Source organism: Paracoccus panacisoli, assembly GCF_042435015.1.
GTDB classification, from domain to species: Bacteria; Pseudomonadota; Alphaproteobacteria; order Rhodobacterales; family Rhodobacteraceae; genus Paracoccus; species Paracoccus panacisoli.
In genome coordinates, this window is the sequence record NZ_JBHMQU010000010.1 from 1 (window position 1) to 24,373 (window position 24,373).

Genomic DNA, 24,373 nt, shown 5'->3' on the forward strand with positions numbered 1-24,373 from the left:
CGCGGCGAGGCCGCCCGCGAGCTCGAGGCCCGCGCCGCCGAGCGCGAGGCCGAGCGCGCCACCTCGGACGCGCGCGAGACCCGCGCCGTGGCCGAGGCCCGTGTCGAGGCCGCGCGCGAGACCGCCGCCCAGGCCACCGCGCGCATCACCGAGGATACCGGCGAGACGCCCGAGGCGCTGGCCGAAGCGCTTGGTGACACCGAGGCCCTGCCCGCCGCGGCGGCGCTCGAGGCCGAGATCGCCCGGCTGCGCGCCGCCCGCGATGGGCTCGGCCCCGTCAACCTGCGCGCCGACGAGGACAAGCGCGCGCTCGAGGCCGAGCGGGCGGCGCTGGCGGCGGAAAAGGACGACCTCACCGCCGCGATCCACAAGCTGCGCGCCGCCATCGGCGGGCTGAACCGCGAGGGCCGGGCGCGGCTGCTGGCGGCCTTCGACACCGTCAACGCCAACTTCGCCACGCTCTTCACCCATCTCTTCGGCGGCGGCGAGGCGCGGCTGGTGCTGGTCGAATCCGACGACCCGCTCGAAGCCGGGCTCGAGATCCTCGCCCAGCCGCCGGGCAAGAAGCTGTCCACCCTCAGCCTGCTGTCGGGGGGCGAGCAGACGCTGACCGCGCTGGCGCTGATCTTCGCGGTGTTCCTGGCCACCCCCGCCCCGATCTGCGTCCTGGACGAGGTGGACGCACCGCTCGACGACGCCAACGTGGGCCGGTTCTGCGACCTGCTGGACGAGATGACCCGGCGCACCGACACCCGCTTCCTGATCATCACCCACCACGCCGTGACCATGAGCCGGATGGACCGGCTGTTCGGGGTGACGATGGTGGAACAGGGGGTGAGCCAGCTCGTCAGCGTGGATTTGCGCCGGGCCGAGGCGCTGGTCGCCTGACCCGGCCGGTGGCGCTTGTGGCGGCGTGGGGAGCCTCCGGCGGGGATATTTGGGTCCAGCCCGAGGGGGCGCGCGGCAATGGCATCCCGGGCGGCGGCTTGCTAGGCTCGCGCCGACCCAAACCGGAGGAGCCCGCGATGTCCATCGACGCCCGCCTGACCGAACTCGGCCTGACCCTGCCCGACGCGCCTGCGCCCGCGGCGAACTATGTGCCCCATGTCCAGTCGGGCAACCTGCTGTTCGTCTCGGGGCAGATTTCCGCGGGCCCGGACGGGCTGATCCGCGGCCGGCTGGGCGAGGACATGGACGTGGCCGCGGGCGCGGCGGCCGCGCGGGCCTGCGGGCTGGCGCTGCTGGCGCAGGCGCGGGCGGCCGCGGGATCGCTCGACCGGATCGCGCGGGTGGTGAAGCTGACCGGCTTCGTCGCCTCGACGCCTGAGTTCACCGACCAGCCCGAGGTCATCAACGGCTGCTCGGACCTGATGGTCGAGGTCTTCGGCGACCGCGGCCGCCACGCCCGCGCCGCCGTCTCGGCCGCGGCGCTGCCGCGCGGGGTCGCCGTCGAGATCGAGGCGATCTTCGAGCTCGGCTGATGCTGCACCCCGACTTCCTGACCCGCCCGCTCGCCCATCGTGGGCTGCACGGGCCGGGCGTGCCCGAGAATTCGCTGGCCGCCTTTCACGCCGCCATCGCCGGCGGCTGGGGGATCGAACTCGATGTCCAGCCCGCCGAGGACGGCACGCCGCTGGTGTTCCACGACTACGAGCTGACCCGGCTGACCGGCGACGGTGGCGTGGTCGCGGCGCTCTCGGTCGCCGAGGCGGCGGGGCGGCGGCTTCTGGGCACGGACGAGGGCATCCCGACGCTCGCGGCGGTGCTGGCGCTGGTCGCGGGCCGGGTGCCGGTGCTCATCGAAATCAAGGACCAGTCCGGCGATCTCGGCCCCGACATGGGCGAGCTGCCGCTGGCCGTGGCGGCGCTGGCGGCCGGCTATGCCGGGCCGCTGGCGGTCATGTCCTTCAACCCCCACGCCGCCGAGATGGTCCACCGCGCCGCCCCCGGCGTGGCCGTCGGGCTGACGAGCTGCGCGTTTCCGGCCGACGACTGGCCGGGCGTGCCGGCCGGGCGGCGGGCGGCGCTGGCGCGGCTCGAGGATTTCGACCGGGCGGGCGCGTGTTTCGTCTCGCACGACCGCGCGGACCTTGCGAACCCGGCCGTGACCGGGTTGTCCGCGCGCGGGGTGCCGGTGCTCTGCTGGACCGTCCGCTCGGCCGAACAGGAACAGGCGGCGCGCCGCGTCGCCGCCAACATCACATTCGAGGGCTATACCCCATGCGCACCCTGATCACCGGCGGCACCCGTGGCATCGGCCGGGCAACGGCGCTTGACTGCGCCGCCCGCGGCTGGCCGGTCGCGCTCGGCTATCGCGGCAACGCCGAGGCGGCCGAGGCGACGCTGGAGGCGGTCCGGGCCGCGGGCGGCACCGGCGCGGCCTTCGCCGCCAACGTGGCCGACGCGGGCGAGGTCGCGCGGCTCTTCGACGAGGCCACGGCCGCGATGGGCGGGCTCGACGCGGTGGTGGTCAACGCGGGCATCGTCTTCCCGGTGATGCCGCTGGCCGAGATGGACCCCGACCGGATCGCGCGCATGGTGCAGGTGAACCTGACCGGCGCGCTCTACCAGGCGCGCGAGGCGGCGCGGCGGCTGCCCGACGGCGGCACGATCGTCTTCGTCTCGTCGGTGGCGGCACGGCTCGGCTCGGCCGGGAAATACGTGGACTACGCCGCGACCAAGGGCGGGGTGGACACACTGACCATCGGGCTTTCGCAGGAACTCGCCCCGCGCCGCATCCGCGTGAACGGCGTCCGCCCCGGCATCATCGACACCGAGATCCACGCCGACGGGGGCGAGCCCGACCGCGTGGCCCAGGTCGGCGCCCGCCTGCCCTTCGGCCGCGCCGGTCAGGCCGAGGAGGTCGCGGCCGCGATCACCTGGCTGATCTCGGACGCGGCGAGCTATGTCTCGGGGGCGATCCTCGACGTGGCCGGGGCGCGCTGAGCCTCAGCCGGCGGCGGTGTCGAGCCCCGCGGCCAGCACCGCGTGCAGCGCCACGGGGTCGTCGTTGGCGCGCAGCTTGGCCCGCAGCTCGGGGTCGCGCAGCGTGCGGCTGACCAGCGCCAGCGCCTTGAGATGCTCGACCCCCGGGCTTTCGGGGGCGAGCAGCGCAAACACCAGATCGACGGGCTGGCGGTCCACCGCGTCGAAGTCGAGCGGCTTTTCCAGCCGCAGGAACAGCCCCGCCACCCGCTCGAGCCCGGCGATCCGCGCGTGCGGCAGCGCCACCCCCTGCCCGACGCCGGTCGCCCCCAGGCTCTCGCGTTCCTGCAGCGCGTCGAGCGTCTGCGGCGCGCTGACCCCATAGGCCTGCGCGGCCATGTCGGCGAGGTCGTGGAACAGCCGCTTCTTCGAGGTCGCCTGCGCCTGCGACCGGACCGCCGCGGTGGAAAGAATGTCAGCGATCCGCATCGGTCAACGCCTGCCTCGTGTCGTCCGGCCCATCCGCCGGACCGTCATCCGCGGCGGTCTAGCATCGCAGCGCCCTGCTGCGCCAGCCGCCCCTGCGCCGCGGGCGGCGCGGCGGGGAACGATGCCGCCCCCGCCGCGCCCCCCGGCGCGCCGTCAGGCGAGGTTGCGCGGGTCGATCCAGCCCACGTTGCCGTCGTCGCGGCGGTGGACCACGTTCACCCCGCCGTGCTTCTCGTTGCGGAAGACCAGCATCGGCGCGCCCGCCAGCTCCATCTGCATGACCGCGTCACCGACCGAGAGGGTGGGCACCCTGAGTTCGGTCTCGGCCACGATCAGCGGCTGCAGCCCGTCCTCGGCCTGATCCTCCCACGCGTCCTCGTCGGCAGAGAGGACGTAGCTCGGGGCGGCGGCGAAGACGACCGGCTCGGTCCGGTCCTTGTGGTGGTCCTTGAGCCGGCGCTTGTAGCGGCGCAGCTGCTTGTCCATCTTCTCGCGGCACTTCTCGAAGGCCGCGTAGATGTTGTCGGGGTCGGCGGCGCGGGCCTGCACCGTCAACCCGGTCGAGAGATGCACGACCCCGTCGCAGGCGAGGTTGTGGGCGTCACGCGAAAAGATGACCGTGGCGTCGGTGGGCCGCTGCTGGTATTTCTCGAACACCTCCTCCAGCTCGGCCTTGACGTGGGTCATGAGCGCTTCGCCCACGTCGATCTGCTTGCCACTGATCTGATAACGCATGAGTTTTTCCTTTCGGGTTCCCGAATGGCGACCGGCGGCGGCCGGCCGTCGGAGGCGCGGGGAAATACCCGCCCCCTTCCTTCATTTGGGGACAGCCCCGGGATCAAGTCAACGCCCGGCAGGAAACCGCCGGCGCGGGGGCGGTTCGGAACCCCGCCGCGCGGCGGGCGGTTTTTCCCCTGATGCGACGGGTCCGCCCGTCCGGGCGCAGGCCCCTTGGGGCGCGCGCCACGCTGCCACGCCGCGGGGACGCGCGCCGCCCCCGCCCGCTACGACAGGAGTCCCTCGGATGACCCCCTCCGCGCCGAACCGCCGCCCGTTCACACCCCGCCAACCCGCCCGGCTGGCGCTGCCGGTCCTGCTGTCGGGCCTGCTGCTGCCCGGCCTCGCCGGCGCGCAGACCGCCGCGCCGGGCGCTGCGGCGGGTGACACCGCGCCGCCCGCCGTGACCCTTCCGGCCCCGGCGCCCGGCGGCAGCGCGGCCTCCGGTGCGGCCGCAACCCCTGCACCCGAGGCATCCGCCGCGACGACCGACACCCCTGCGACCGAGGCGCCCGCGCCCGATGCGACAGCCCCGGCCACTTCGACCGAAGCGGCCACGGACGGAACCCCGCCCGCCCCGGCCGACGCGACCGCGCCAGAGGCTGCCACCCCGGCCACCGACGCCGCGCCGCCCGCCCCCGCCGACACCGCCTCCGCAACGCCCACCACCGAGCCCACCGCCGCGACCTGCCCCGCCCTCGGCGTCATCGACGCCCAGCAGGCGCAGATCGACAAGGTGCTGGGCCTCGCCAAGGACGGGCTGGTCCCGGACCAGGCGGTGACCACTCTCTACGCCAACCTCGCCCGCGACGCCGATGCGGCGATGAAGGACACGCCCTTCGATGCCGCCTGCTACCGTGCCATCGGCAGCCGCGCCGACCAGCTTGACGAGGCCGACGGCCCCGACCGCAACGAGGCGCGGCTGCTGCACGACCGCGTGACCGCGGCGGTGCGCCGCCAGTGCGAGGCGGTGACGGACGCCGCGGGCCTGACCGCCTGCGTTACCGACGTGACCGAGGGGTTGGGCCACGGGTTCACCGCCCAGACTGTGACCGCGATGATGTCGGCCCTGCCGCTGCGCGACGTCACGCTGACGGACGCGGAAAGCCGGGCGTTCCTGACGCTGCTGAAGGAGAAGGCCGAGGCCGGGGCGATCCCGGACGGGCAGCGCGCCGACGCCACGCGCAAGCTGTTGGGCCTCTGACCGGGCGCCGCCCGCCGGGGCGGCGCCGTCACGGACGCGGGCGCCACGGCACCCGCGTTCCCCCGCGTCAGCCCATCGAGAATCCTTCGCCCAGATAGACCTCGCGGACCCGCGGGTCGGCCACGATCTCGGAGGTGGTGCCCGACATCAGCACCGCGCCGTCGTGCAGGATATAGGCCCGGTCCACGATCCCCAGCGTCTCGCGGACGTTGTGATCGGTGATCAGCACGCCGATCCCGCGGGTCTTGAGGTCGTGCACCAGCCCCCGGATCTCGCCCACGGCGATCGGATCGACCCCGGCGAAGGGCTCATCCAGCAGCAGGAAGGCCGGGTCCGCGGCGAGGCAGCGGGCGATCTCGACCCGGCGCCGCTCACCGCCCGAAAGCGCCAGCGCCGGGGCCTGCCGCAGATGGCCGATCGAGAAATCCCCGAGCAGTTCCTCGAGCCGGTCACGGCGGCGGTGCCGGTCCGGCATCGCCACTTCGAGCACGGCGAGGATGTTCTGCTCGACCGTCAGGCCGCGGAAGATCGACATCTCCTGCGGCAGGTAGCCGATCCCGAGCTGCGCGCGCCGGAACATCGGCAGCGCCGAAGCGTCGCGCCCGTCGATCAGCACCCGTCCCGCGTCGGGCATGACCAGCCCGGCGATGCAATAGAAGCAGGTCGTCTTGCCCGAGCCGTTCGGCCCGAGCAGCGCCACCACCTCGCCCCGCGCCAGCCGCAGCGACACGTCGCGGATCACCGGCTTGTTGCGATAGGACTTGCGCAGCCCCTCGACGTCGAGCCCGTCCTGCCGCCCGTCGCGGGGCGTCATCCGCGCGCCCGACTGCCCGGCGGACTGCGCGCCCGACTGCGTGTCCCGCGGCGCCAGCGTCGCACCCTGCATCAGTTGCCGCCGGGTTGCAGGACCGAGCGCACGCGGCCCGCGACATTCGCGGTGCCATCGGTCAGGTTGACCTCGATCCGGTCGCCGGCGAGCACGCTCTGGCCCTGGGTCACGATGGCGTTGCCGGTCAGCACGATGTTGCCCGAGGGGACGTCATAGACCGCCTCGGCGGCCTCGGCGGCGTCGGGGCCGTTGACGAGCGTGACCTTGCCCTTGGCGTTCAGCGACTGGATCTTCTGCTGCCCGCCCGCCGCATAGGTCACCGTGACCGTCTCGGCCGAAAGCCGCATCTCGCCCTGCCCGATCAGCACGTTGCCGGCGAACGTGGCCTGCCCGGTGGACTGGTCGACGCGCAGGCTGTCGGCGGTGACCTCGACCGGGGCCGAGGTATCGGCCTTGATGCCGCCGAAGGCCACCGTCTGGGCAACCGCGGGCAGCGCGCCGAGGGTGGCGCCCAGCACGACGCCGAGCAGCGAGGCACGACGGGAAACGAGGGCGCGGCGGGGCAGGACTGGCAACATTCGTGTCTCCCGAAGCCCCGGGGTGCGGCGGCCTGCGCGGGCGGGACGCTCGCACGGGCGCGCGCAGGCGGGGTCAGGGGCGGTATAGCAGACGCACGCCCCGGTTCAATTCAAGAACCTGTCGGTCCTGCGGGTCGGCGGCATAGACCATCCCGCCGGCGGTCAGCTCGCCGAAGGGCGCGGTCACGGCCACGCCCTCGTCGGCCACCACCCGGCTGGCGCCGGTGTCTGCGGCGATCCGCGGCGCGGTCAGCCGCCAGCCCGAGGACAGCGCCATGTCCACGTCGCCCGACAGCGTAATGGCTTGGCCCTCCTGCGCGGCCTCGGCGGCGGTCACCCGCGCCTCGACCCCGTCCCGTGCCCGCCAGTCCAGCGCCACCTGCTGCGCCCGCCCGTCCGAGCCCGAGGGGTCGGCGCGCGCGGCGGTCACCGTGACCGTCGCCCCGTCCGGGGTGACGGTGGAATACTCGGGCGCGGTGATGCCGGGGCTGCGGGCCAGATCCTCGATCCGGCCCTCGGCATAGGGGATGCGCGCCTCGGGGTCGGGCGAGCGGCCGAGCAGGAACAGCACCGACAGGATCGCCAGCGCCACCAGCGGCAGGATCACCCGCAGCCAGCGGACGATCCGGGTGCGGCGGCCCAGCGCGCCGGGCATCTCAGACCATCCCGGCGCGCAGGCAGTCGTGGATGTGCAGGATGCCGGCCGGGCGGCCGTCCTCCTCGACCGCGAAGAGGCAGGTGATCTTGCGCGCCTGCATCTCGGCCAGCGCCGCCTCGGCCAGCGCGCCGGGGGCGATGGTGCGCGGCGCCCGGGTCATCACCTCGGCCGCGGAATGGGTCAGCAGCCCGTCCATGTGCCGCCGCAGGTCGCCGTCGGTGATGATCCCCACCAGCCGCCCGTCCGGGCCGGTCACCCCGGTGACGCCGAAGCCGCGGGCGCTGATCGTCAGTAGCGCCTCGGCCATCGGCGCCGCTTCGGGGACCAGCGGCATGTCGTCGTGCATCAGGTCGCCCACCCGCGCCAGCCGCGCCCCCAGCTTGCCGCCGGGGTGGAAATTGCGGAAATGCTCGGGCGTGAACTTGCGGTGCGCCATCAGCGCCACCGCCAGCGCGTCGCCCAGCGCCAGCGTCATGGTGGTCGAGGTGGTGGGCACGATGCCGGTGCCGCAGGCCTCCTCGGCCGCGGGCAGCAGCAGCGCCACGTCCGACTGGCGCAGCAGGGTCGAGCCGTCGCGCCCGGCCACCCCGATCAGCGGGATCTGGAAGCGGCGGGTGTGGGCCACGATGTCGGCGATCTCGGGCGTCTCGCCCGAGTTCGACAGCACCAGCACCACGTCGCCGCGCGTCACCATCCCCAGGTCGCCGTGGCTCGCCTCGGCGGGGTGGACGAACTGCGCCGGTGTCCCGGTCGAGGCGAGCGTCGCCGCGATCTTGCGCCCGACGTGGCCCGACTTGCCCATGCCCGAGACCACCACCCGGCCGGTGGCATCCAGGATCAGCCGCAGCGCCGCGTCGAAGGGCGCGGCGAGCGGGCCGGTCAGCGCCGCCTCGAGGGCGGCGAGCCCGGCGGCCTCGGTGCGGATCACCCGCCGGGCGGTATCGAGATGCGTTTCCATCGGCCCGATCTAGTGATGGAAGATGTCGCGTTCATCCCCCCAGCCCAGCAGGTCCAGCCGCGCCCGGGTGGGAAGGAAGTCGAAACAGGCCTGCGCCAGCTCGCTGCGCCCCTCGCGCGCCAGCCGCGCCTCGAGCGCGGCCTTGAGGGGGTGCAGGTGCAGCACGTCCGACGCGGCATAGTCGAGCTGCGCCTGCGTCAGCACCTCGGCGCCCCAGTCGCTCGTCTGCTGCTGCTTGCTGACATCGACGCCCACGAGGTCGTTCAGCAGGTATTTCAGCCCGTGCCGGTCGGTGAAGGTCCGCACCAGCTTGGACGCGACCTTGGTGCACCACACCGGCGCCGTCGAGACGCCGAACGCACGCTCGAGCGCCGCGATGTCGAAGCGGGCGAAGTGAAAGAGCTTGAGCACCGCCGGATCGGCCAGCATCCGGGTCAGGTTCGGCGCCTCGGTCTGCCCCTGCGCGATCTGCACCAGATGCGCGTCCCCGTCGCCGCCGCTCATCTGCACGAGGCACAGCCGGTCGCGCCGCGGGTCGAGGCCCATCGTCTCGGTGTCGATGGCGACCACCGGCCCGAGGTCGAGCCCGTCCGGCAGGTCGCGGTGATAGAGATGGATGGTCATGGGGGCGTCCCTCGCAGCGCTCAAGCCCCGCGTTTGCCCCCGCGAGGGCCCCGCGTCAACTCGGGCCCGCCCCCCGGACGCCGTCATGGGCAGGGCGCCGCCGGGCCGGAGTAGCCGGGCCGGAAGGACGCGGTGACGTCCTTCCGGCCGAGCCACCCTACGGAGAGCCTCCTCAGCCCCCGGTGCCGCTGCCGCCGGTGGCGGCGTAGCACTCGCCGGTGATGTAGCTGGCCTCGTCCGAGGCGAGCAGCACGTAGATCGGCGCGATCTCGACCGGCTGGCCGGGGCGGCCGAGCGGGCTGTCGGCGCCGAACTCGGGCAGCTTCTCCTTGAACTGCCCGCCCGAGACCTGCAGCGCGGTCCAGAACGGCCCCGGCGCCACGGCGTTCACCCGGATGCCCTTGGGGGCGAGCTGCTTGGCCAGCGCCTGCGCAAAGGCGCGGTTGGCGGCCTTGGTCTGGGCATAGTCGAAGAGATGCGCCGAGGGCGAGAACGCCTGCACCGACGAGGTGATGATGATCGAGGCCCCGCGCTTCAGCGACGGCAGCGCCTGCTGGGCCATCCAGAACGGCGCGTAGATGTTGGTCTTGATCGTGGCGTCGAAGGCGTCCGAGGTGATGTCGGCGATCGACTCCTCGGCCTGCTGGCGGCCGGCGTTCAGGACCAGCACCTCGAGCCCGCCGAGCCCCTTCACCGCGTCATCGACCACCTTGCGGGCGGCGGTTTCGTCGCGGAGGTCGGCGGGCAGGGCCAGCGCCTTGCGCCCCTCGGCCTCGATCAGCGCGATGACCGATTGCGCGTCGGACTCCTCGTCCGGGTGATAGCTGATCGCCACGTCCGCGCCCTCGCGCGCGAAGGCGATCGCCGCGGCCCGGCCGATGCCGCTGTCGGCGCCGGTGAGCAGCGCCCGCTTGCCGGTCAGGCGGCCGTGGCCCGTGTAGCTCGTCTCGCCGTGGTCGGGCAGCGGGTCCATCTTCTCGACAAGCCCCGGCCAGGGCTGCTGGTCGTCGGAATAGGGGTTGAGCGGCAGCCGCGGGTCGCGGATCGCGCCCGAGCGATGCGGCGGCAGAACGGGCTTTGCGTCGTCAGAGGACATGGCGGCGATCCTTTCGCGGTGGGTCGGTTGCGCCGGGCCAACGCCCCCGCCCCGGCCCCGTTCCGCAGGCCAACCTTTGTCAGGCGCGCCTCAGTCCACCCGCGGCGGGGGCGGGGTGGCGGGGGTGCGGCGGCGGCGGATCGCGGCACGGTACTCGGCGTCGAAGTAGCGCACCACCACCCCCAGCGCCGCCGCCAGCGGCACCGCGAGCAGCAGCCCGGCGAAGCCGAAGAGCGCGCCACCCACCGCGAGCGCCAGCAGCAGCCCCACTGGATGCAGCTTGACGCTGTCGCCGACGATCCGGGGGGTGACGATGTTGCCCTCGATCAGCTGGCCGAGGACGAACACCACCGCGACCCCCGCGACCCGCCACCAGTCGCCCCAGAACTGCACCACCGCCACCCCGGTCGCCAGCAGGAACCCCGAGAACGAGCCGAGATAGGGGATGAAGTTCAGTACCCCCGAGGTGATGCCGATCAACAGCCCGTAGTTCAGCCCCATGGCCATCAGCACCGTGGAATAGAACGTCGCCAGCAGCGCCCCCACGATCATCTGCCCGCGCACGAAGCCGGTCAGCACGTCGTCGATGTCGCGGGCGATGCGGCGGATGGTCGGCGCCCGCTCGGGCGGCAGGCGGCGGTTGACCCCGGCCACCAGCCGGTCCCAGTCATAGAGCAGATAGATCGCCACCGCCGGCGTGGCGATGAAGACGAAGATCGTCCCCACGGCGCTGATGACGGTGGACAGCGTCCCGCCCAGCATCCCCAGCGCCGTCTGGCGCAGCCGCTCGAACGCGTCGGTGATGATGATCCTGAGGAAGCTGCCGTCCTCCATCAGCTCGGGGAAGCGCTCGTTGAGCAGATCGAACCCCATCCGCACCGTGTGCGGCAGCGCCTCGACCGCCTGGCGCAGCTGGATGAGTAGCGCGGGCAAGAGCCACAGCGCGGCCGCCGCCAGCGCCGCGAAGATGGTCAGCGCGATCACCCCCACCGCCCAGCGCCGCCCGAAGCCCAGCCGTTCGAGCCGGTCGGCCACGGGGTCGAGGAAATAGGCGATGGCGGTGCCCAGCACGAAGGGGGTCAGCACGCCGCTCACCCGGCCGACCAGCCAGACGAGAAGGGCGATCCCGAGGATCGCCCAGATCGTGCGCGGCCTGACCATCACCAGCATCTGACGCCCCCTCGGATCGGCGGAACGCTAGCCCAGCGCCTCGGGCCGGGCAACGGGGGACCGGGGGGGGACCGGGGCCGCGAGGGGTCACCCCCGACCGGCCCGCCCGGCGTCTCTCTGGCCCCAAGACCCATCGGACCGGCCGCGCCGCCGCCCCGTTGCCGGGGCGACGCGCCGCCTCACTCGGCCGGCACTGCCGCGAGGTCGCCCGTCTCGGCCAGCGGGTGCTTGAGATGCGGCAGCATCTCGCGCGGGCAGAGCTGGACGAAATGCGCCCGCTCGCGGTCCCAGTCGGCCAGGATGTCGGCCGCCCGGCGCGAGCCGGTCTCGGCCGCGTGCCGCTCGATCAGGCCCTTGAGCTGCGATTCCCAGTGCGGCGTCGTGACCGGGCAGGAGACCAGCGTCTCGGCGTTCACATAGTCGAGCGCCACGCCCTCGGGGTCATAGAGATACGCCATCCCCCCGGTCATCCCGGCGCCGAAATTGGCGCCGATGCGGCCGAGGATCACCGCAACCCCGCCGGTCATGTATTCGCAGCCGTTGGTGCCGCAGCCCTCGATCACCACGGTGGCGCCCGAGTTGCGGACCGCGAAGCGCTCGCCCGCGCGGCCGGCGGCGAACAGATGCCCCGCCGTCGCGCCGTAGAGGACCGTGTTGCCGATGATCGTGTTGTCGGCCGCGACCAGCGGGCTGTCCATCGGCGGCTTGACGACGATCACGCCGCCCGACAGGCCCTTGCCCACATAGTCGTTGGCGTCGCCCGACACCTCGATCTTCAGTCCCGGCGCGGCAAAGGCGCCGAGCGACTGCCCGGCCGAGCCGGTCAGCCGGATCGTCAGGTGATCGGGCTGCAGGCTGTTCCGCATCCCGAACTTCTGCACGATCAGCGACGAGGTGCGCGTGCCGATGGTCCGGTGGGTGTTCCGCACCGCATAGGACAGCTGCATCTTCTCGCCGTCCTCGAAGAACCGCGCCGCATCGCGGGCGATCTCGGCATCGAGCGTGTCGAGCACCGCGTTCCGGGGCTTCGAGCGGTCGTAGACGATCTTGTCCGACCCATCGACGGTGATGAGCAGCGGGTTGAGGTCCAGATCGTCGAGGAACGCCGACCCGCGGCTCACCTGCGTCAGCAGGTCCGCCCGCCCGATCACCTCGTCCAGCGACCGCGCGCCGATGGACGCGAGGATCTCGCGCACCTCCTGCGCGTAGAAGGTGATCAGGTTCACCACCTTGTCGGCCGAGCCGGTGAACATCGCGCGCAGGCGCTCGTCCTGCGTGCAGACGCCGACCGGGCAGGTGTTCGACTGGCACTGGCGCACCATGATGCAGCCCATGGCGATCAGCGCGGCGGTGCCGATGCCGTATTCCTCGGCCCCCATCATCGCCGCCATGACGATGTCGCGCCCGGTCCGCAGGCCGCCGTCGGTGCGCAGCGTCACCCGGTCGCGCAGGCGGTTCATCGCCAGCACCTGATGGGCCTCGGTCAGCCCCATCTCCCACGGCAGGCCCGCGAACTTGATCGACGTCGCGGGCGAGGCGCCGGTGCCGCCGTTGTGGCCCGAGATCAGGATGATGTCGGCCTTGGCCTTCGCCACCCCGGCCGCGATGGTGCCGACGCCCGAGCCGGCCACCAGCTTGACCGTGATCTTGGCGCGCGGGTTGATCTGCTTCAGGTCATAGATCAGCTGCGCGAGGTCCTCGATCGAGTAGATGTCGTGGTGCGGCGGCGGCGAGATCAGCGTCACGCCGGGGGTGGAGTGCCGCAGCCGCGCGATCAGGCTCGTGACCTTCATCCCCGGCAGCTGCCCGCCCTCGCCGGGCTTGGCGCCCTGCGCGACCTTGATCTCCAGCTCCTCGCAGGCGTTCAGATATTCCGCCGTCACCCCGAACCGGCCCGAGGCGACCTGCTTGATCTTCGCGCACGGGTTGTCGCCGTTCGGCAGAGGGTGGGAGTGCGCCGGGTCCTCGCCCCCCTCGCCCGAATCGGACTTCGCCCCGATCCGGTTCATGGCGATGTTCAGCGTCATGTGCGCCTCGGGGCTGAGCGCCCCCAGCGACATCCCCGGCGTCACGAAGCGCTTGCGGATCGCGGTGATGCTTTCCACCTCTTCGATGGGCACGGGCTTGCCCAGCGGCTTGATGTCCAGCAGGTCGCGGATGTGGATCGGCGGGTTCGCCCGCATCGCAGCCGAAAACTGCTTCCACACCTCGTAGCTCGCCTTCTCGCAGGAGAGTTGCAGCAGCCGCATGGTCGAGGCTTCCCAGGCGTGCTTCTCGCCCGAGCGGCGGGCCTTGTAGAACCCGCCCACCGGCAGCAGCTCGGCGGCGTCCGTGTGCCAGCCCTTGTGGTGGATCTCTTCCAGCTTCGCCTGCAGCCCGTGCAGGCCGATCCCCGAGATGCGGCTTTGCATCCCCGGGAAATACTCGGCGACCATCGCCCGGCTCAGGCCCACCGCCTCGAAGTTCAGCCCGCCGCGATAGGACGACAGGACCGAGATCCCCATCTTGGCCATGATCTTGAGCAGCCCCTGGTCGATGGCGTCGCGGTAGCGCCGCATCGCCTCGACCAGATTGCCCGACAGCAGGCCGCGCTCGATCCGGTCGGCGATGGTGTCCTGGGCCAGATACGGGTTCACCGTGGTCGCCCCGCAGCCGATCAGCACCGCGAAGTAATGCGGGTCGATGCACTCGGCCGACCGCACGTTGAGCGAGCAGAAGGTCCGCAGCCCCTTGCGCGTCAGCCACGAATGCACCGCGCTGGTGGCAAGGATCATCGGCAGCCCGATCCGCCCCTCGTCCTGATGCTCGTCGGTCAGCACGAGCTGGCCTGCGCCCGAGCGCACGGCATCCTCGGCCTCGGCGCGGATGCGGGCCAGCGCCTCGCCCATCGCCTCGGGGCCCGCGCCATCCGCGAAGGTGCAGTCGATCCGCGTCACCGCGTCGCCGAACATCCGCTCGACCTCGGCGAGTTCCCCGGTGGCGAGGAACGGCGTCTCGAGCAGCGTGATGTCGGTGTGCTTCGAGCTTTCGTCGAGCACGTTCTTGAGGTTGCCGAACCGCGTCTTGAGGCTCATCACCCGCGTCTCGCGCAAGCTGTCGATGGGCGGGTTGGTCACCTGGCTGAAGTTCTGCCGGAAGAAATGGCTCAAGGGCCGATACTGGGCCGACAGCACCGCGGGCGGCGTGTCGTCGCCCATCGAGGCGAGCGCCTCCTTCCCGTCCTCGGCCATGGGGGCGAGGACGTTCTCGATCTCCTCGACGGTGAAGCCCGCCGCGATCTGCCGGCGGCGCAGCGCCGCGCCGGTGAACATCACCGGCTCGGGCAGGTTCTCCAGCATCTTGCCGGGGGCGACGACCTTCTCCACCCAGTCCTCGAAGGGCTGGCTGGCGGCCAGGCGGTCCTTCATCTCGCGGTCGTGGTAGAGCCGCCCCTCGCGCATGTCGACGGCGATCATCTGCCCCGGCCCCAGCGCGCCCTTTTCGCGCACCGTCGATTCGGCCACCGGCACCATGCCGACCTCGGACCCCGCGATCAGCAGCCCGTCGCCGGTCACCACATAGCGCATCGGCCGCAGCCCGTTGCGGTCCAGCCCGCCGCAGACCCAGCGCCCGTCGGTCATGGCGAGCGCGGCGGGACCGTCCCACGGCTCCATGATCGAGTTGCAATAGGCGTACATGTCCGCCCAGGGCTTCGGCATGTCGGTCGTGGCCTTGGACCACGCCTCGGGCACCATGATCGTCTTGACCATCGGCGCCGAGCGGCCCGAGCGCACCATCACCTCGAACACCGCGTCGAGCGCGGCCGAATCCGACGACCCGCCCGGCACGATCGGCTTGATGTCCTCGGCCATGTCGCCGAACGTCGCCGACGCCATGCGGATCTCGTGGCTCTTCAGCCAGTTGAGGTTGCCCTTGAGCGTGTTGATCTCGCCGTTGTGGGCGAGCATGCGGAACGGCTGGGCCAGCCACCACTGCGGGAAGGTGTTGGTGGAATAGCGCTGGTGATAGATGGCAAAGGCGCTTTCGAACCGCGCGTCCTTGAGGTCGGGGTAGAACTCGGCCACCTGCTCGGCCAGCATCATCCCCTTGTAGATGATCGACCGGCAGGACAGCGTGCAGAGATACATCCCGGCGATCTGCGCGGCGATGGCGGCGCGCTCGATCCGGCGGCGGATGATGTAGAGCTCGCGCTCGAACGCCTCGTCATCGATGTCCTTCTCGCAACGGATCAGGATCTGCTCGATCTCGGGGCGGGTGGCGTTGGCCTTGTCGCCCAGCACGGCGGTGTTCACCGGGACGTGCCGCCAGCCGTAGATATAGTGCCCCATCCGCAGCACTTCGGTCTCGACGATCGTGCGGCAGCGTTCCTGCGCGGCAAAGTCGGTGCGCGGCAGGAACACCTGGCCCACGGCGATCAGCTTGTCCATGTCGGGCTCGTGCCCGGTGCGGCGCACCTGGTCATAGAAGAACGGCACCGGGATCTGGACGTGGATGCCCGCCCCGTCGCCGGTCTTGCCGTCCGCGTCGACTGCGCCGCGGTGCCAGACGGCCTTCAGCGCCTCGATCCCGTGCTCGACCACCTTGCGCGAGGGCTTGCCCTCGATCGAGACGACCAGCCCCACCCCGCAGGACGAATGCTCGTCCTCGGCGCGATACAGGCTGTGGGCGTCCATCCAGGCGCGGCGGGTTTCCTCGGCGTCCATCCAGTCGGGGGCGAGGGTCATGGCATGTCTCCTTCCAGATGGGGGTTCCTGGCTTCGTACTGGGCGCGGGTGGCGCGGCGATGGTCGCCGGCCAGCGTGAGGCCCGGCAGCGCCCGGTCGGTGTAGATCTCGCTTTGCAGCGGAATGTTGCGGGCGGCGTCGAACAGGCCGGGCATCAGGTCATAGCTGCTGTCGTCCGCCTCGGTGTTCCGCATCCACAGATGCGAGCCGCAGCGCGGGCAGAAAGCGCGTTCGGCGAAGGGCGTGGACTGATAGCGGGTAACCTCTCCGGTCACCGTCACCGCGTCGGCGGGGGCGTTGAAGCTAACGAACAGCGCCCCCGACCAGCGCTGGCACATCCGGCAGTGACAGGCGCCGGTAAAGCCCCCGTGGTCGGTGACGCGGACGCTGACCGCGCCGCACAGGCAATGGCCCTCGATCATGCGCCGCCCCCCTGCGCCGTCAGCGTCGCACGGCAATCGGGGTTGAACACCCGTCCCGTGGACACCGGAAACCGCGCCAGCTTTTCAGCCGCCCGCTTGGGCCGTGCGAGCATCTCACCGCCGCAGTTCGGGCAGACGCCACCCGGCAGCGCAGCAGCACAGTCGGGGCACCATGTGCATTCGAACGAACAGATCATGGCGTCGGCACCCGGCGGCAGATCCCGGTCGCAGCATTCGCAGTTGGGACGCATCTCAAGCATGGTTACCCCCCGTGATCCGCCCGACCATCTGCGCATCGCAGTCATATTGCGGCTCGACCGAGCCGAAGCCGGGCTGGCCGGGGCGGATGAAGCGGACGGGGGAATCGTTGCTCTCGCCGCGCTCGCCCTGCCAGTCCACGGTCGTCTCGGCCCCGCCGTAGAAGCGGCGACTCTCGCGGTCGACGAACTGCCCCCCGGTCCGGGTCGAGATTAGGTCGCCCGATTCCGCGAACAGCCGCAGCTCGAAGCGCGTCGTGGCCAGCGTCACGCCGTCGATGACGGCCGTGCCGTCCAGCACGTCGTGGCCCACGAACCGCACCCGCTCGCCGCGGTCGGTGACGGTCCAGAAGTCATAGTCGTCGCGCCCGGTCTCGATGAGCGCGCTCAGGCTCGCCGGGTCCGCCTCGCTGTCCAGCGCCTCGGAGACGCCGGCCACGAGGTCGGTCGATTCCATCCACCGCGTCTCGGCGTCGATGCGCGAGCGGTAGACCTCGCCCTCGCGGGTGAAATAGGTCACCCACTGGTCGCCCGGCGCGTCGGCGGCGCAGGTATAGTGCTGCGCCACGGTGCAGGACCGCTGCTGGACGGTCATCGTCAGCGTGCAGCCCTGCGGCGGGGTGAACACCCCGGCCGCGGCAAGCCCCGGCAGGCCGAGGATCAGGCAGCCCGCCTGACCCATCCGCCGCAGCGCGGCGGAGGCGCGTTCAGCCGGTCGTTCGCATGAACTGTGCATGAACATCGCATGAACCTTGCACGAACGCTGCATGGGTTTCAGATGCCTCACTCAGCGGCCATCCGGCTGGCCCCGGCCAGCTCGGCGGCGATGGCGTCGGCGGCCTCGCGCCCGTCGCGGATCGCCCAGACGACGAGGCTCGCGCCCCGCACGATGTCGCCCACGGCCCAGACGCCGGGCAGGCTGGTGCGGTGGGTGCGGAAGTCGGCCTTGATCGTGCCCCAGCGCGTCACCTCGAGCCCCTCGACCCCCCAGAGCCGCGGGATGTCCTCGGGCTCGAACCCCAGCGCCTTGATGACCAGGTCGGCGGGCTCGTCGTAATCGGCGCCCTCGATCGGCTCGGGCGACTGCCGGCCCGACACGTCGGGGGCGCCGAGCCGCATCCGCGTGACCCGCAAGCCGTTGACGCGGCTCGGGGTTTCGACGGCCACATGAGCGGGGGCGAGGGTCGGGTTGTCGCCCACCCCGTCGCCTGACAGGTCGCCGCCGGCGTTCGCCACCGCGCCCTCGTCGGCCTTGCGGGCGACGCCCGGCGCGTGGCCGGCAAAGGCGTTCGGGGCCGAGAGCCAGACGAACTCCACCCCCTCTTCCTCGGCGTTCTGCACCTCGCGCTGGCTGCCCGGCATGTTGGCCCGGTCACGGCGATAGAGGCACTTGACGCTGACGGCCCCCTGCCGGATCGCCGTGCGCACGCAGTCCATCGCCGTGTCACCGCCGCCGATCACCACCACGCGCTTGCCCGCGGCGTTCAGCTCTCCATCCTCGAAATCCGGCACCTCGTCGCCCAGGTCCACCCGGTTCGAGGCGGTCAGATAGTCCAGCGCCCGGACCACCCCGCGCTCGGGCGCGTTGTCGATGTCGAGGTCGCGGGTCTGATAGACGCCCGTCGCGATCAGCACCGCGTCATGCTTGCCGCGGATCGCGTCGAAGCTGATCGTCTGGCCCACGTCGGCGCCCAGCACGAACTCGACGCCCCCCTCTTCCAGCAGGCGGTTGCGGCGCTCGACCACCGGCTTTTCCAGCTTGAAGCCGGGGATGCCGTAGATCAGCAGCCCGCCGGCGCGGTCGTGGCGGTCGTAGACGGTGACCTGGAACCCCATCCGCCGCAGCCGGTCGGCGGCCGCGAGCCCGCCCGGCCCCGCGCCGATGATGCCGACGCTCTCGGCCCGCTCGGCCACGGGGCGGATCGGCTGGACCCAACCCTCGTCCCAGGCGGTGTCGGTGATGTATTTCTCGATCGCGCCGATGGTGACGGTGCCGTGGCCGGACTGCTCAATGACGCAGTTGCCCTCGCACAGCCGGTCCTGCGGGCAGATGCGGCCGCAGATCTCTGGGAAGGTATTGGTCTCCTGCGCGCGCAGATAGGCCTCCTGCGTGCGGCCCTCGGCGGTCAGGCGCAACCAGTCGGGAATGTTGTTATGAAGCGGGCAGTGGCTCTGGCAGTAGGGAACCCCGCATTGGCTGCACCGGCTCGCCTGCTCTTTCGCCTTCGCGTCGGCGAACTCGCGGTAGATCTCGTGAAAGTCCTCGGCGCGCTCGGCAGCCGTGCGCTTGTCGGGCATCTGCCGCGGCACGGTGACGAACTTGAGCATCGTTTGCGTGGCCATCGGCTGCGCCCCCTCGAATCATCCGAAGCCCCCTGTAAAGCAGGGATGAGGGGATAAAAAGTCAGCTCTGTTGACGTATTATGGAGTTTTCCCGACAGGCCGTTGCGTCGCAGTGAGAGTTGCCGAGAAAATTAGGACCGATTCGATACCTAGTGTCCGCCAACCCATTGGCCCCGCTGGTCTATGAAACGACCCCATACCAGCCGAGCGCCAACAGCAGCCCGCCGAAGATGATCCGGTACACCGCGAAGATCGTGAAGCGGTTGGTCTGGATGTAGCCCAGCAGCCACTTGACCGAGACAAACGCGGTCACGGTCGACACGACGAAGGCGATCCCCAGAGCCGTCCAGTCCTCGGGCGCCGCCGCGCCGCCGCCGCGCATGCGGTCCAGCAGCTCATAGGCGCTGGCGGCATACATCGTCGGGATGCCGACCAGAAAGGCGAACTCGGTCGCCGCCGCGCGGTTCGAGGTGCCGAGCAGCATCGCCGCGAAGATCGTCGCTGCCGAGCGCGAGGTACCCGGAAACACCCCGGCCACGACCTGCGCCACCCCGACCGCGACCGCCACCCTCCAGGTGATCGCGGCGCTGTCGGGCAGCCGCGCCGCGAAACGCTCGGCCAGGATCATCCAGACGCCGCCGATCACCAGCGCCCAGGCGATGGGGGTCACCGTCTCGGGTAACTGGAACCCGGCCTTCTTGACCACCACCCCCAGCACCGCAGTGATCACGAAGGCGGTGAGCAGCTTGGCGAGATAGTCGCGGCTGCCCGGATCACGCCAGCCGGTCGCCAGATCGGCCAGCCGCCGGCGGTAGATCAGCGTCACCGCGAGGATCGCGCCGGCCTGAATGACGATGTTGTAGGTGTCCGACCGTGCCCCCAGCCAGTGCTGGGCCAGAAGCAGGTGCCCGGTGCTGGAAATCGGCAGGAACTCGGTGATCCCCTCGATCACCCCGAGGATCACGTCGTTGAGATAGCTCACGTATTTCCCTTTGCCGGCTCAGCTTTCGCGCAGGTTCCGGGCCGAGGCCTTGATCGACTCGTACTGCCCCGAGGGGCGGAAGCGCCATAGATACTCGGGCACCACCGCCGCCGCCGAGGACGGCTCGATCCCCAGCTCGGCGAAGCCCATCACGCCGGTGCCGACGCGGTTCGGGCGGCGCATCTGCCGCACCTGGTCGCGGGTCAGCACACGGTTGGTGACCAGCCCGCCGCTGGCCCACTGGACCGCGTCGAAGCCCCAGCCCATCAGGACGGCGAGGAACGACGGCACGCCGACGATGGCGCGGCGGCGGTCGGTGACGACCGCGACCATGCGGGCAATCTCGCGCATGGTCATCACGTCCGGGCCGCCAAGCTCGTAGATGCCCGGCGCGGCGGTGCCCTCGGCCCCCATCATCGCGGCGCGGGCCACGTCCTCGACATAGACCGGCTGCAGCTCGGTCGCGGCGCCCGGCAGCGGCAGGATCGGGCCCAGCCGCATCATCCCGCCGATCTTGTTGAAGAACTTGTCGTCCGGCCCGAAGATCACCGAGGGCCGCAGGATCACCGCGTCGGGCCGGTGCGCCAGCACCGCGGCCTCGCCCCGCCCCTTCGAGGCGGCGTAGCGGCTGTCCGACGCCGGGTCCGCGCCGATCGCGGACAGCTGCACGAAATGCGTGACGCCGCGCTCGGCCGAGATGCGGGCGATGCGCCCCGCGGCCTCGTCGTGGATGGCGTCGAAATTGTTGCGCCCCTCGCGCACGAGGATGCCGACGCAGTTGATCACCGCATCCGCGTCCATCATCGCCGCGGTCACCGACAGGTCGTCGCGGACGTTGCAGGGCACCGGCTCGACCTGGCCCACCGCGCCATAGGTGCGCACCACCCCGGCCTGGTTCGGACGCCGCACGGCGACCCGAACGCGCCATCCCGCGGCCGCCATCTGCCGCGCGATCTGGCGCCCAACGAAGCCAGAACCCCCATAGATCGTGACCAGCCGTGCCATGCGCGCCCTCCGGGCCAACTCTCGAGCGGGGCGGTTTCCCCGTCCGTTCCGGGTGATAGCGAACCCTCAACGGCGCAGCAAGCGGAACGGGCGCGTCGGACGCACGGGCCGCGGGGGTTTCCGCGCTGTGTCAACGGTCCTGCCCTCGCCCCGCACCGGCCCGTCGAGATTTTCGCGGCCGGTCCCCGAAAAGCCCGTTGACACCCCCCGCGACCGCCTCTAAATCCCCCCCTCACGCGACCTGCCCAGGTGGCGGAATTGGTAGACGCGCACGGTTCAGGTCCGTGTGCCGCAAGGCGTGGAAGTTCGAGTCTTCTCCTGGGCACCAACCGCATGAACAAACCCCGAGGATCACTCCTCGGGGTTTTTCCTTGTCCGCCCTCCGGCCCCCCCCTCGCCCCGGTTCAGCCCCTCCCGGCGCGGCGCAGGGCGAGGTCCAGCGCCTCGAGGAAGCGCGAGCGGTCGGCCTTGGCGAAGCCCCGCGCCCGCCCCTGCAGGAACGGATCGGCCGCGCGCAGGTCGGCCATCAGGTCGCGGGCGGCAAGGATCGGGCCGATGTTCGCCGCATCCAGCCGCTGCCCGTCGTGCTTGAGCACCTGCGCGCCCCCTTCGATGCAGCGGGCGGCGAGCGGGATGTCGCCGGTGATCACGATGTCGCCCGGACCGGCGCGGGCGGCGATCCACTTGTCGGCCTCGTCCGGTCCCTCGGGGACGATCACCGTCTCGACGAGGGGGTTGGCCGAGGGGCGGATGCCGCCGTTCGACACGATCACCAGCCTGTGCCGGTGGCGGGTCGCGGTCCGCTCGGCCTCGGCCTTCACCGGGCAGGCGTCGGCATCGACATAGATCGTCATTCCCGGGGCCTCCTTTGCTCGCTCGGCCCCGGTCTGCCCGCGGCGCGGGGGTCGCGCAAGCGTCGCCTTGCCGTCCGAGCGCCCTGTGGGCCCACCCCGGCCGACGCGGTGTCGGTTGAACCGCAGCGGCGGGGCGGGCGTTTCCCGCCAAGTTCACCCGGTCAACCAGATGGAGAACACCATGTCCCAACTCATCGTCATCGGCTTCGATTCCGAGGCGGACGCCTTTGCCCTGCGCGACGAGCTTGCCAAGGCGCAGAAGGAATACCTGCTCAAGCTCGAGGATGCGGTCGTGGTGACCCGCCCGACCGAGGGCGAGTACCAGCTGCACCAGGCGCTGAACCTGACCTCGGCCGGGGCGCTCGGCGGCGGGTTCTGGGGCGGGCTGATCGGGCTTCTGTTCCTCAATCCGCTGGCCGGGGCGGCGATCGGGGCCGGGGCCGGGGCGCTGGCCGGGTCGGCCACCGACTATGGCATTCCCGACGATTTCATCCGCCAGATCGGCAAGACGGTGCCGCTGGGCAGCGGCGCGGTGTTCATCCTCGCGCAGGACTTCAACCTCGACAAGCTTCTGCCGCGGCTCGAGAAATACGGCAGCCGGGCGCGGGTCATCCAGACCTCGATGAGCAACGCCGACGAAGAGCGGCTGCGCCATACGCTCGGCGCCGCGGGCTGGCCGGCGGCGAGTGCCGCGGCGCACGGGGCGGGGGCTGCCGGGGGCGCGCCGGTCGGCGGCGCGGCGACGGTGGCGGCCGAGGCCGGGCCGATGCCCGACGTCGGGGTGGCGAGCGCCGGCCATCACCCGGTCCCGCCCGAAAAGCTCTGAACTACCGAGCAAGGCCCGCGCGGCAGCGATGCCACGCCCACTCGGGCGCAGGCCGCACGCCGCGCGGGCTTTCTTGACCGCGCGGCCCGCCGCGTGAGACGAGGACGCCCATGTTCCGGGCGCCCGCCTCCCCCTCGCTGGACGATGCCGACGGCCGCCCGCGGCGCAGCCCGCTGGCTTGGGCCGTGCGCTACGCCGGCCGACTGGCGGGGCGGGTGGGGCTCGCGATGCTGGGGCTCGTCCTGCTCTACGGCTGGGTGGTGAACCCGCCGACGACGCTGACGATCCTGACCGAAGGCACACGCATCGACCGCCGCTGGACCCCGGCCGACGACATCGCCCCGGTCATGCTGCGCGCCGTGGTGGCGGCCGAGGACGCCAATTTCTGCCAGCACTGGGGCTTCGACATGACCGAGATCCGGCGTGTCATCGCCCGGGGCGAGACGCGCGGCGCCTCGACCCTCAGCCAGCAGACGGCCAAGAACGTGTTCCTCTGGCAGGGGCGCAGCTGGGTCAGGAAGGCGCTCGAGACGGTCTACACCCCGCTGATCGAGGCGGTGTGGACCAAGCGGCGCATCCTCGAGGTCTATCTCAACGTAGCCGAGTTCGGGCCGGGCGTGTTCGGCGTCCACGCCGCCGCGGCGCACCACTTCCGCACCACCCCCGACCGGCTGAGCCCGGCGCAGGCGGCGGCGCTGGCGGCGGTGCTGCCGGCGCCGAAGTCCCGCGCCGCGCGCCCCGGATCGAGCCGCGCCCGCGCCATCGCCGACGGCGCCGAGACGATCCGCCGCGACGGCCGCGCCGCCTGTTTCGAGCGGTAGGCGGGCTGAACCGCGCCCCCTCGGGCGGTTGTGCCGGGCCGGCGGGCCGCGTATCACCGACCGACCTCACCCGCCCGTTCCAGACTGCCCCGAAAGGCCCGTTCGATGACGACCCCCTCGACCCCGCGGCTCTATCACACCGCGCTTTCGCCCTATTGCCGCAAGGTGCGGCTGGTGCTGGGCGAGAAGCGCATCGAGGTCGAGCTGGTCGAGGAACGCTGGTGGGAGCCGGGGTCCGAGATCCTGCGCCGCAACCCGGCCGGGAAGATCCCGGTGCTGCGGATCGACGGCCGGCTGCTGGCCGAAAGCCAGGCGATCTGCGAATATCTGGACGAGACGATCCCCTCGCCCCCGCTGATGCCCACCACGCCGATCGAGCGGCACGAGGTGCGCCGCCTCTGCGCGTGGTTCGACGACAAGTTCAACGACGAGGTGACGCGCCCGATCCTGTCCGAGCGGGTGTGGAAGAAGGTGATGAAGGCCGGCTACCCCGACTCGCGGCTGGTCAAGTCGGGGCTGCGGGCGGTCAAGGACCACATCGACTATCTGGGCTCGCTGCTCGAGCAGCGCAAATGGCTGGCGGGGAACACGCTGAGCCTCGCCGATTTCACCGCCGCCGCGCATCTGTCGTGCCTCGACTACATCTCGGACGTGGACTGGGACCGCTCGTCGGTGCTGCGGGAGTGGTATGCCACAGTGAAGTCGCGCCCGGCGTTCCGCAGCGTGCTGGCCGATCAGGTGTCCGGGCTGGCCCCGGCGCCGCATTATGCGCAGCTCGACTTCTGAGCCGCCCTCGCGCGGGGGCCCGGGGGGCGCTGCCCCCCGCCCGCC

The 24,373-nt window shown here is 71.7% G+C and carries 24 protein-coding genes, 1 tRNA gene and 1 pseudogene; 9 read left to right on the plus strand and 17 right to left on the minus strand.

Going from position 1 to position 24,373, the window contains the following annotated elements; translation table 11 throughout:
* The 4 genes and pseudogenes from ACFHYO_RS02315 to ACFHYO_RS02330 all read left to right on the plus strand — a co-directional run.
* A pseudogene (locus ACFHYO_RS02315) lies at positions 1-888 on the plus strand (chromosome segregation protein SMC); the annotation flags it as partial.
* Positions 889-1,025: 137 nt separating this feature from the next.
* The gene (locus ACFHYO_RS02320; protein WP_036704281.1) at positions 1,026-1,481 is read left to right on the plus strand and encodes a RidA family protein; all 456 of its coding nucleotides are present in this window, start codon (positions 1,026-1,028) and stop codon (positions 1,479-1,481) included.
* Entirely contained in the window at positions 1,481-2,233 is a 753-nt protein-coding gene (locus ACFHYO_RS02325; protein ID WP_394318107.1) for a glycerophosphodiester phosphodiesterase family protein, read from the plus strand. Before ACFHYO_RS02320 ends, ACFHYO_RS02325 begins: the two co-directional genes overlap by 1 nt.
* Positions 2,221-2,946, plus strand: coding sequence for an SDR family oxidoreductase (locus ACFHYO_RS02330; RefSeq protein WP_394318109.1), 726 nt, complete (start codon positions 2,221-2,223; stop codon positions 2,944-2,946). Before ACFHYO_RS02325 ends, ACFHYO_RS02330 begins: the two co-directional genes overlap by 13 nt.
* A 3-nt stretch (positions 2,947-2,949) precedes the next feature.
* Here ACFHYO_RS02330 and ACFHYO_RS02335 read toward each other — a convergent pair whose 3' ends face one another.
* Together ACFHYO_RS02335 and hpf are read right to left on the minus strand one after the other, a co-directional pair.
* On the minus strand, positions 2,950-3,414 hold the full coding sequence (locus ACFHYO_RS02335) for a PTS sugar transporter subunit IIA (protein WP_036709739.1): 465 nt from the start codon (positions 3,412-3,414) through the stop codon (positions 2,950-2,952).
* Between the two features lie 153 nt (positions 3,415-3,567).
* The gene (gene hpf, locus ACFHYO_RS02340) at positions 3,568-4,149 is read right to left on the minus strand and encodes a ribosome hibernation-promoting factor, HPF/YfiA family (protein WP_036704273.1); all 582 of its coding nucleotides are present in this window, start codon (positions 4,147-4,149) and stop codon (positions 3,568-3,570) included.
* A gap of 289 nt (positions 4,150-4,438) precedes the next feature.
* Here hpf and ACFHYO_RS02345 point away from each other — a divergent pair, with 289 nt between their 5' ends.
* Positions 4,439-5,395, plus strand: a complete 957-nt coding sequence (locus tag ACFHYO_RS02345) for a hypothetical protein (protein WP_394318112.1) — start codon at positions 4,439-4,441, stop codon at positions 5,393-5,395.
* A gap of 67 nt (positions 5,396-5,462) precedes the next feature.
* On the opposite strand, the gene lptB is transcribed toward ACFHYO_RS02345, so the two are convergent.
* From lptB to ACFHYO_RS02415, 14 genes are all read right to left on the minus strand, one after another.
* Positions 5,463-6,209, minus strand: coding sequence for an LPS export ABC transporter ATP-binding protein (lptB, locus tag ACFHYO_RS02350; RefSeq protein ID WP_036733552.1), 747 nt, complete (start codon positions 6,207-6,209; stop codon positions 5,463-5,465).
* Positions 6,210-6,280: 71 nt separating this feature from the next.
* Positions 6,281-6,802: a lipopolysaccharide transport periplasmic protein LptA gene (lptA, locus tag ACFHYO_RS02355; RefSeq protein ID WP_394318114.1), complete on the minus strand. Its 522-nt coding sequence runs from the start codon at positions 6,800-6,802 to the stop codon at positions 6,281-6,283.
* A 73-nt stretch (positions 6,803-6,875) separates the two neighbouring features.
* Complete coding sequence (locus ACFHYO_RS02360; protein ID WP_394318116.1) at positions 6,876-7,457, minus strand: hypothetical protein; 582 nt, start codon at positions 7,455-7,457, stop codon at positions 6,876-6,878.
* Position 7,458: 1 nt separating this feature from the next.
* Positions 7,459-8,418: a KpsF/GutQ family sugar-phosphate isomerase gene (locus ACFHYO_RS02365; RefSeq protein WP_394318118.1), complete on the minus strand. Its 960-nt coding sequence runs from the start codon at positions 8,416-8,418 to the stop codon at positions 7,459-7,461.
* Positions 8,419-8,427: 9 nt separating this feature from the next.
* Positions 8,428-9,042, minus strand: a complete 615-nt coding sequence (locus ACFHYO_RS02370; RefSeq protein WP_036705129.1) for a ribonuclease D — start codon at positions 9,040-9,042, stop codon at positions 8,428-8,430.
* 172 nt (positions 9,043-9,214) lie between these two features.
* Positions 9,215-10,138 (minus strand): SDR family oxidoreductase, encoded by a 924-nt coding sequence (locus ACFHYO_RS02375; protein WP_394318120.1) that lies wholly within the window; start codon positions 10,136-10,138, stop codon positions 9,215-9,217.
* Between the two features lie 90 nt (positions 10,139-10,228).
* Positions 10,229-11,308: an AI-2E family transporter gene (locus ACFHYO_RS02380; protein WP_394318122.1), complete on the minus strand. Its 1,080-nt coding sequence runs from the start codon at positions 11,306-11,308 to the stop codon at positions 10,229-10,231.
* Between the two features lie 179 nt (positions 11,309-11,487).
* The gene (gene gltB, locus ACFHYO_RS02385; RefSeq protein ID WP_394318124.1) at positions 11,488-16,032 is read right to left on the minus strand and encodes a glutamate synthase large subunit; all 4,545 of its coding nucleotides are present in this window, start codon (positions 16,030-16,032) and stop codon (positions 11,488-11,490) included.
* On the minus strand, positions 16,029-16,454 hold the full coding sequence (locus ACFHYO_RS02390) for a GFA family protein (protein ID WP_394318126.1): 426 nt from the start codon (positions 16,452-16,454) through the stop codon (positions 16,029-16,031). The genes gltB and ACFHYO_RS02390 overlap by 4 nt, the downstream gene beginning before the upstream one ends.
* Positions 16,451-16,714 (minus strand): DUF1272 domain-containing protein, encoded by a 264-nt coding sequence (locus ACFHYO_RS02395; RefSeq protein WP_394318128.1) that lies wholly within the window; start codon positions 16,712-16,714, stop codon positions 16,451-16,453. Before ACFHYO_RS02395 ends, ACFHYO_RS02390 begins: the two co-directional genes overlap by 4 nt.
* Positions 16,707-17,447, minus strand: coding sequence for a hypothetical protein (locus ACFHYO_RS02400; RefSeq protein ID WP_394318130.1), 741 nt, complete (start codon positions 17,445-17,447; stop codon positions 16,707-16,709). Before ACFHYO_RS02400 ends, ACFHYO_RS02395 begins: the two co-directional genes overlap by 8 nt.
* Before the next feature lie 47 nt (positions 17,448-17,494).
* Positions 17,495-19,054, minus strand: coding sequence for an NAD(P)-dependent oxidoreductase (locus tag ACFHYO_RS02405; RefSeq protein ID WP_394318132.1), 1,560 nt, complete (start codon positions 19,052-19,054; stop codon positions 17,495-17,497).
* A gap of 181 nt (positions 19,055-19,235) precedes the next feature.
* The gene (locus ACFHYO_RS02410; protein WP_394318134.1) at positions 19,236-20,036 is read right to left on the minus strand and encodes an undecaprenyl-diphosphate phosphatase; all 801 of its coding nucleotides are present in this window, start codon (positions 20,034-20,036) and stop codon (positions 19,236-19,238) included.
* A gap of 18 nt (positions 20,037-20,054) precedes the next feature.
* Positions 20,055-21,041 (minus strand): complex I NDUFA9 subunit family protein, encoded by a 987-nt coding sequence (locus ACFHYO_RS02415; RefSeq protein WP_043133303.1) that lies wholly within the window; start codon positions 21,039-21,041, stop codon positions 20,055-20,057.
* 243 nt (positions 21,042-21,284) lie between these two features.
* Here ACFHYO_RS02415 and ACFHYO_RS02420 point away from each other — a divergent pair.
* Positions 21,285-21,369: transfer RNA gene (locus ACFHYO_RS02420), tRNA-Leu, on the plus strand.
* A 76-nt stretch (positions 21,370-21,445) separates the two neighbouring features.
* Here the strand turns inward: ACFHYO_RS02420 and ACFHYO_RS02425 are convergent.
* Positions 21,446-21,895, minus strand: a complete 450-nt coding sequence (locus ACFHYO_RS02425) for a YaiI/YqxD family protein (protein WP_394318136.1) — start codon at positions 21,893-21,895, stop codon at positions 21,446-21,448.
* 181 nt (positions 21,896-22,076) lie between these two features.
* On the opposite strand from ACFHYO_RS02425, the gene ACFHYO_RS02430 reads away from it, so the two are divergent.
* From ACFHYO_RS02430 to fzlA, 3 genes are all read left to right on the plus strand, one after another.
* Entirely contained in the window at positions 22,077-22,721 is a 645-nt protein-coding gene (locus ACFHYO_RS02430; protein ID WP_081969515.1) for a DUF1269 domain-containing protein, read from the plus strand.
* 110 nt (positions 22,722-22,831) lie between these two features.
* Positions 22,832-23,542 carry a monofunctional biosynthetic peptidoglycan transglycosylase gene (mtgA, locus tag ACFHYO_RS02435; protein WP_394318138.1) on the plus strand — a complete coding sequence of 237 codons (711 nt, stop codon included), beginning with the start codon at positions 22,832-22,834 and terminating at the stop codon, positions 23,540-23,542.
* A gap of 105 nt (positions 23,543-23,647) precedes the next feature.
* Positions 23,648-24,328 carry an FtsZ-binding protein FzlA gene (gene fzlA, locus ACFHYO_RS02440; RefSeq protein WP_394318140.1) on the plus strand — a complete coding sequence of 227 codons (681 nt, stop codon included), beginning with the start codon at positions 23,648-23,650 and terminating at the stop codon, positions 24,326-24,328.
* Positions 24,329-24,373: the final 45 nt, after the last annotated feature.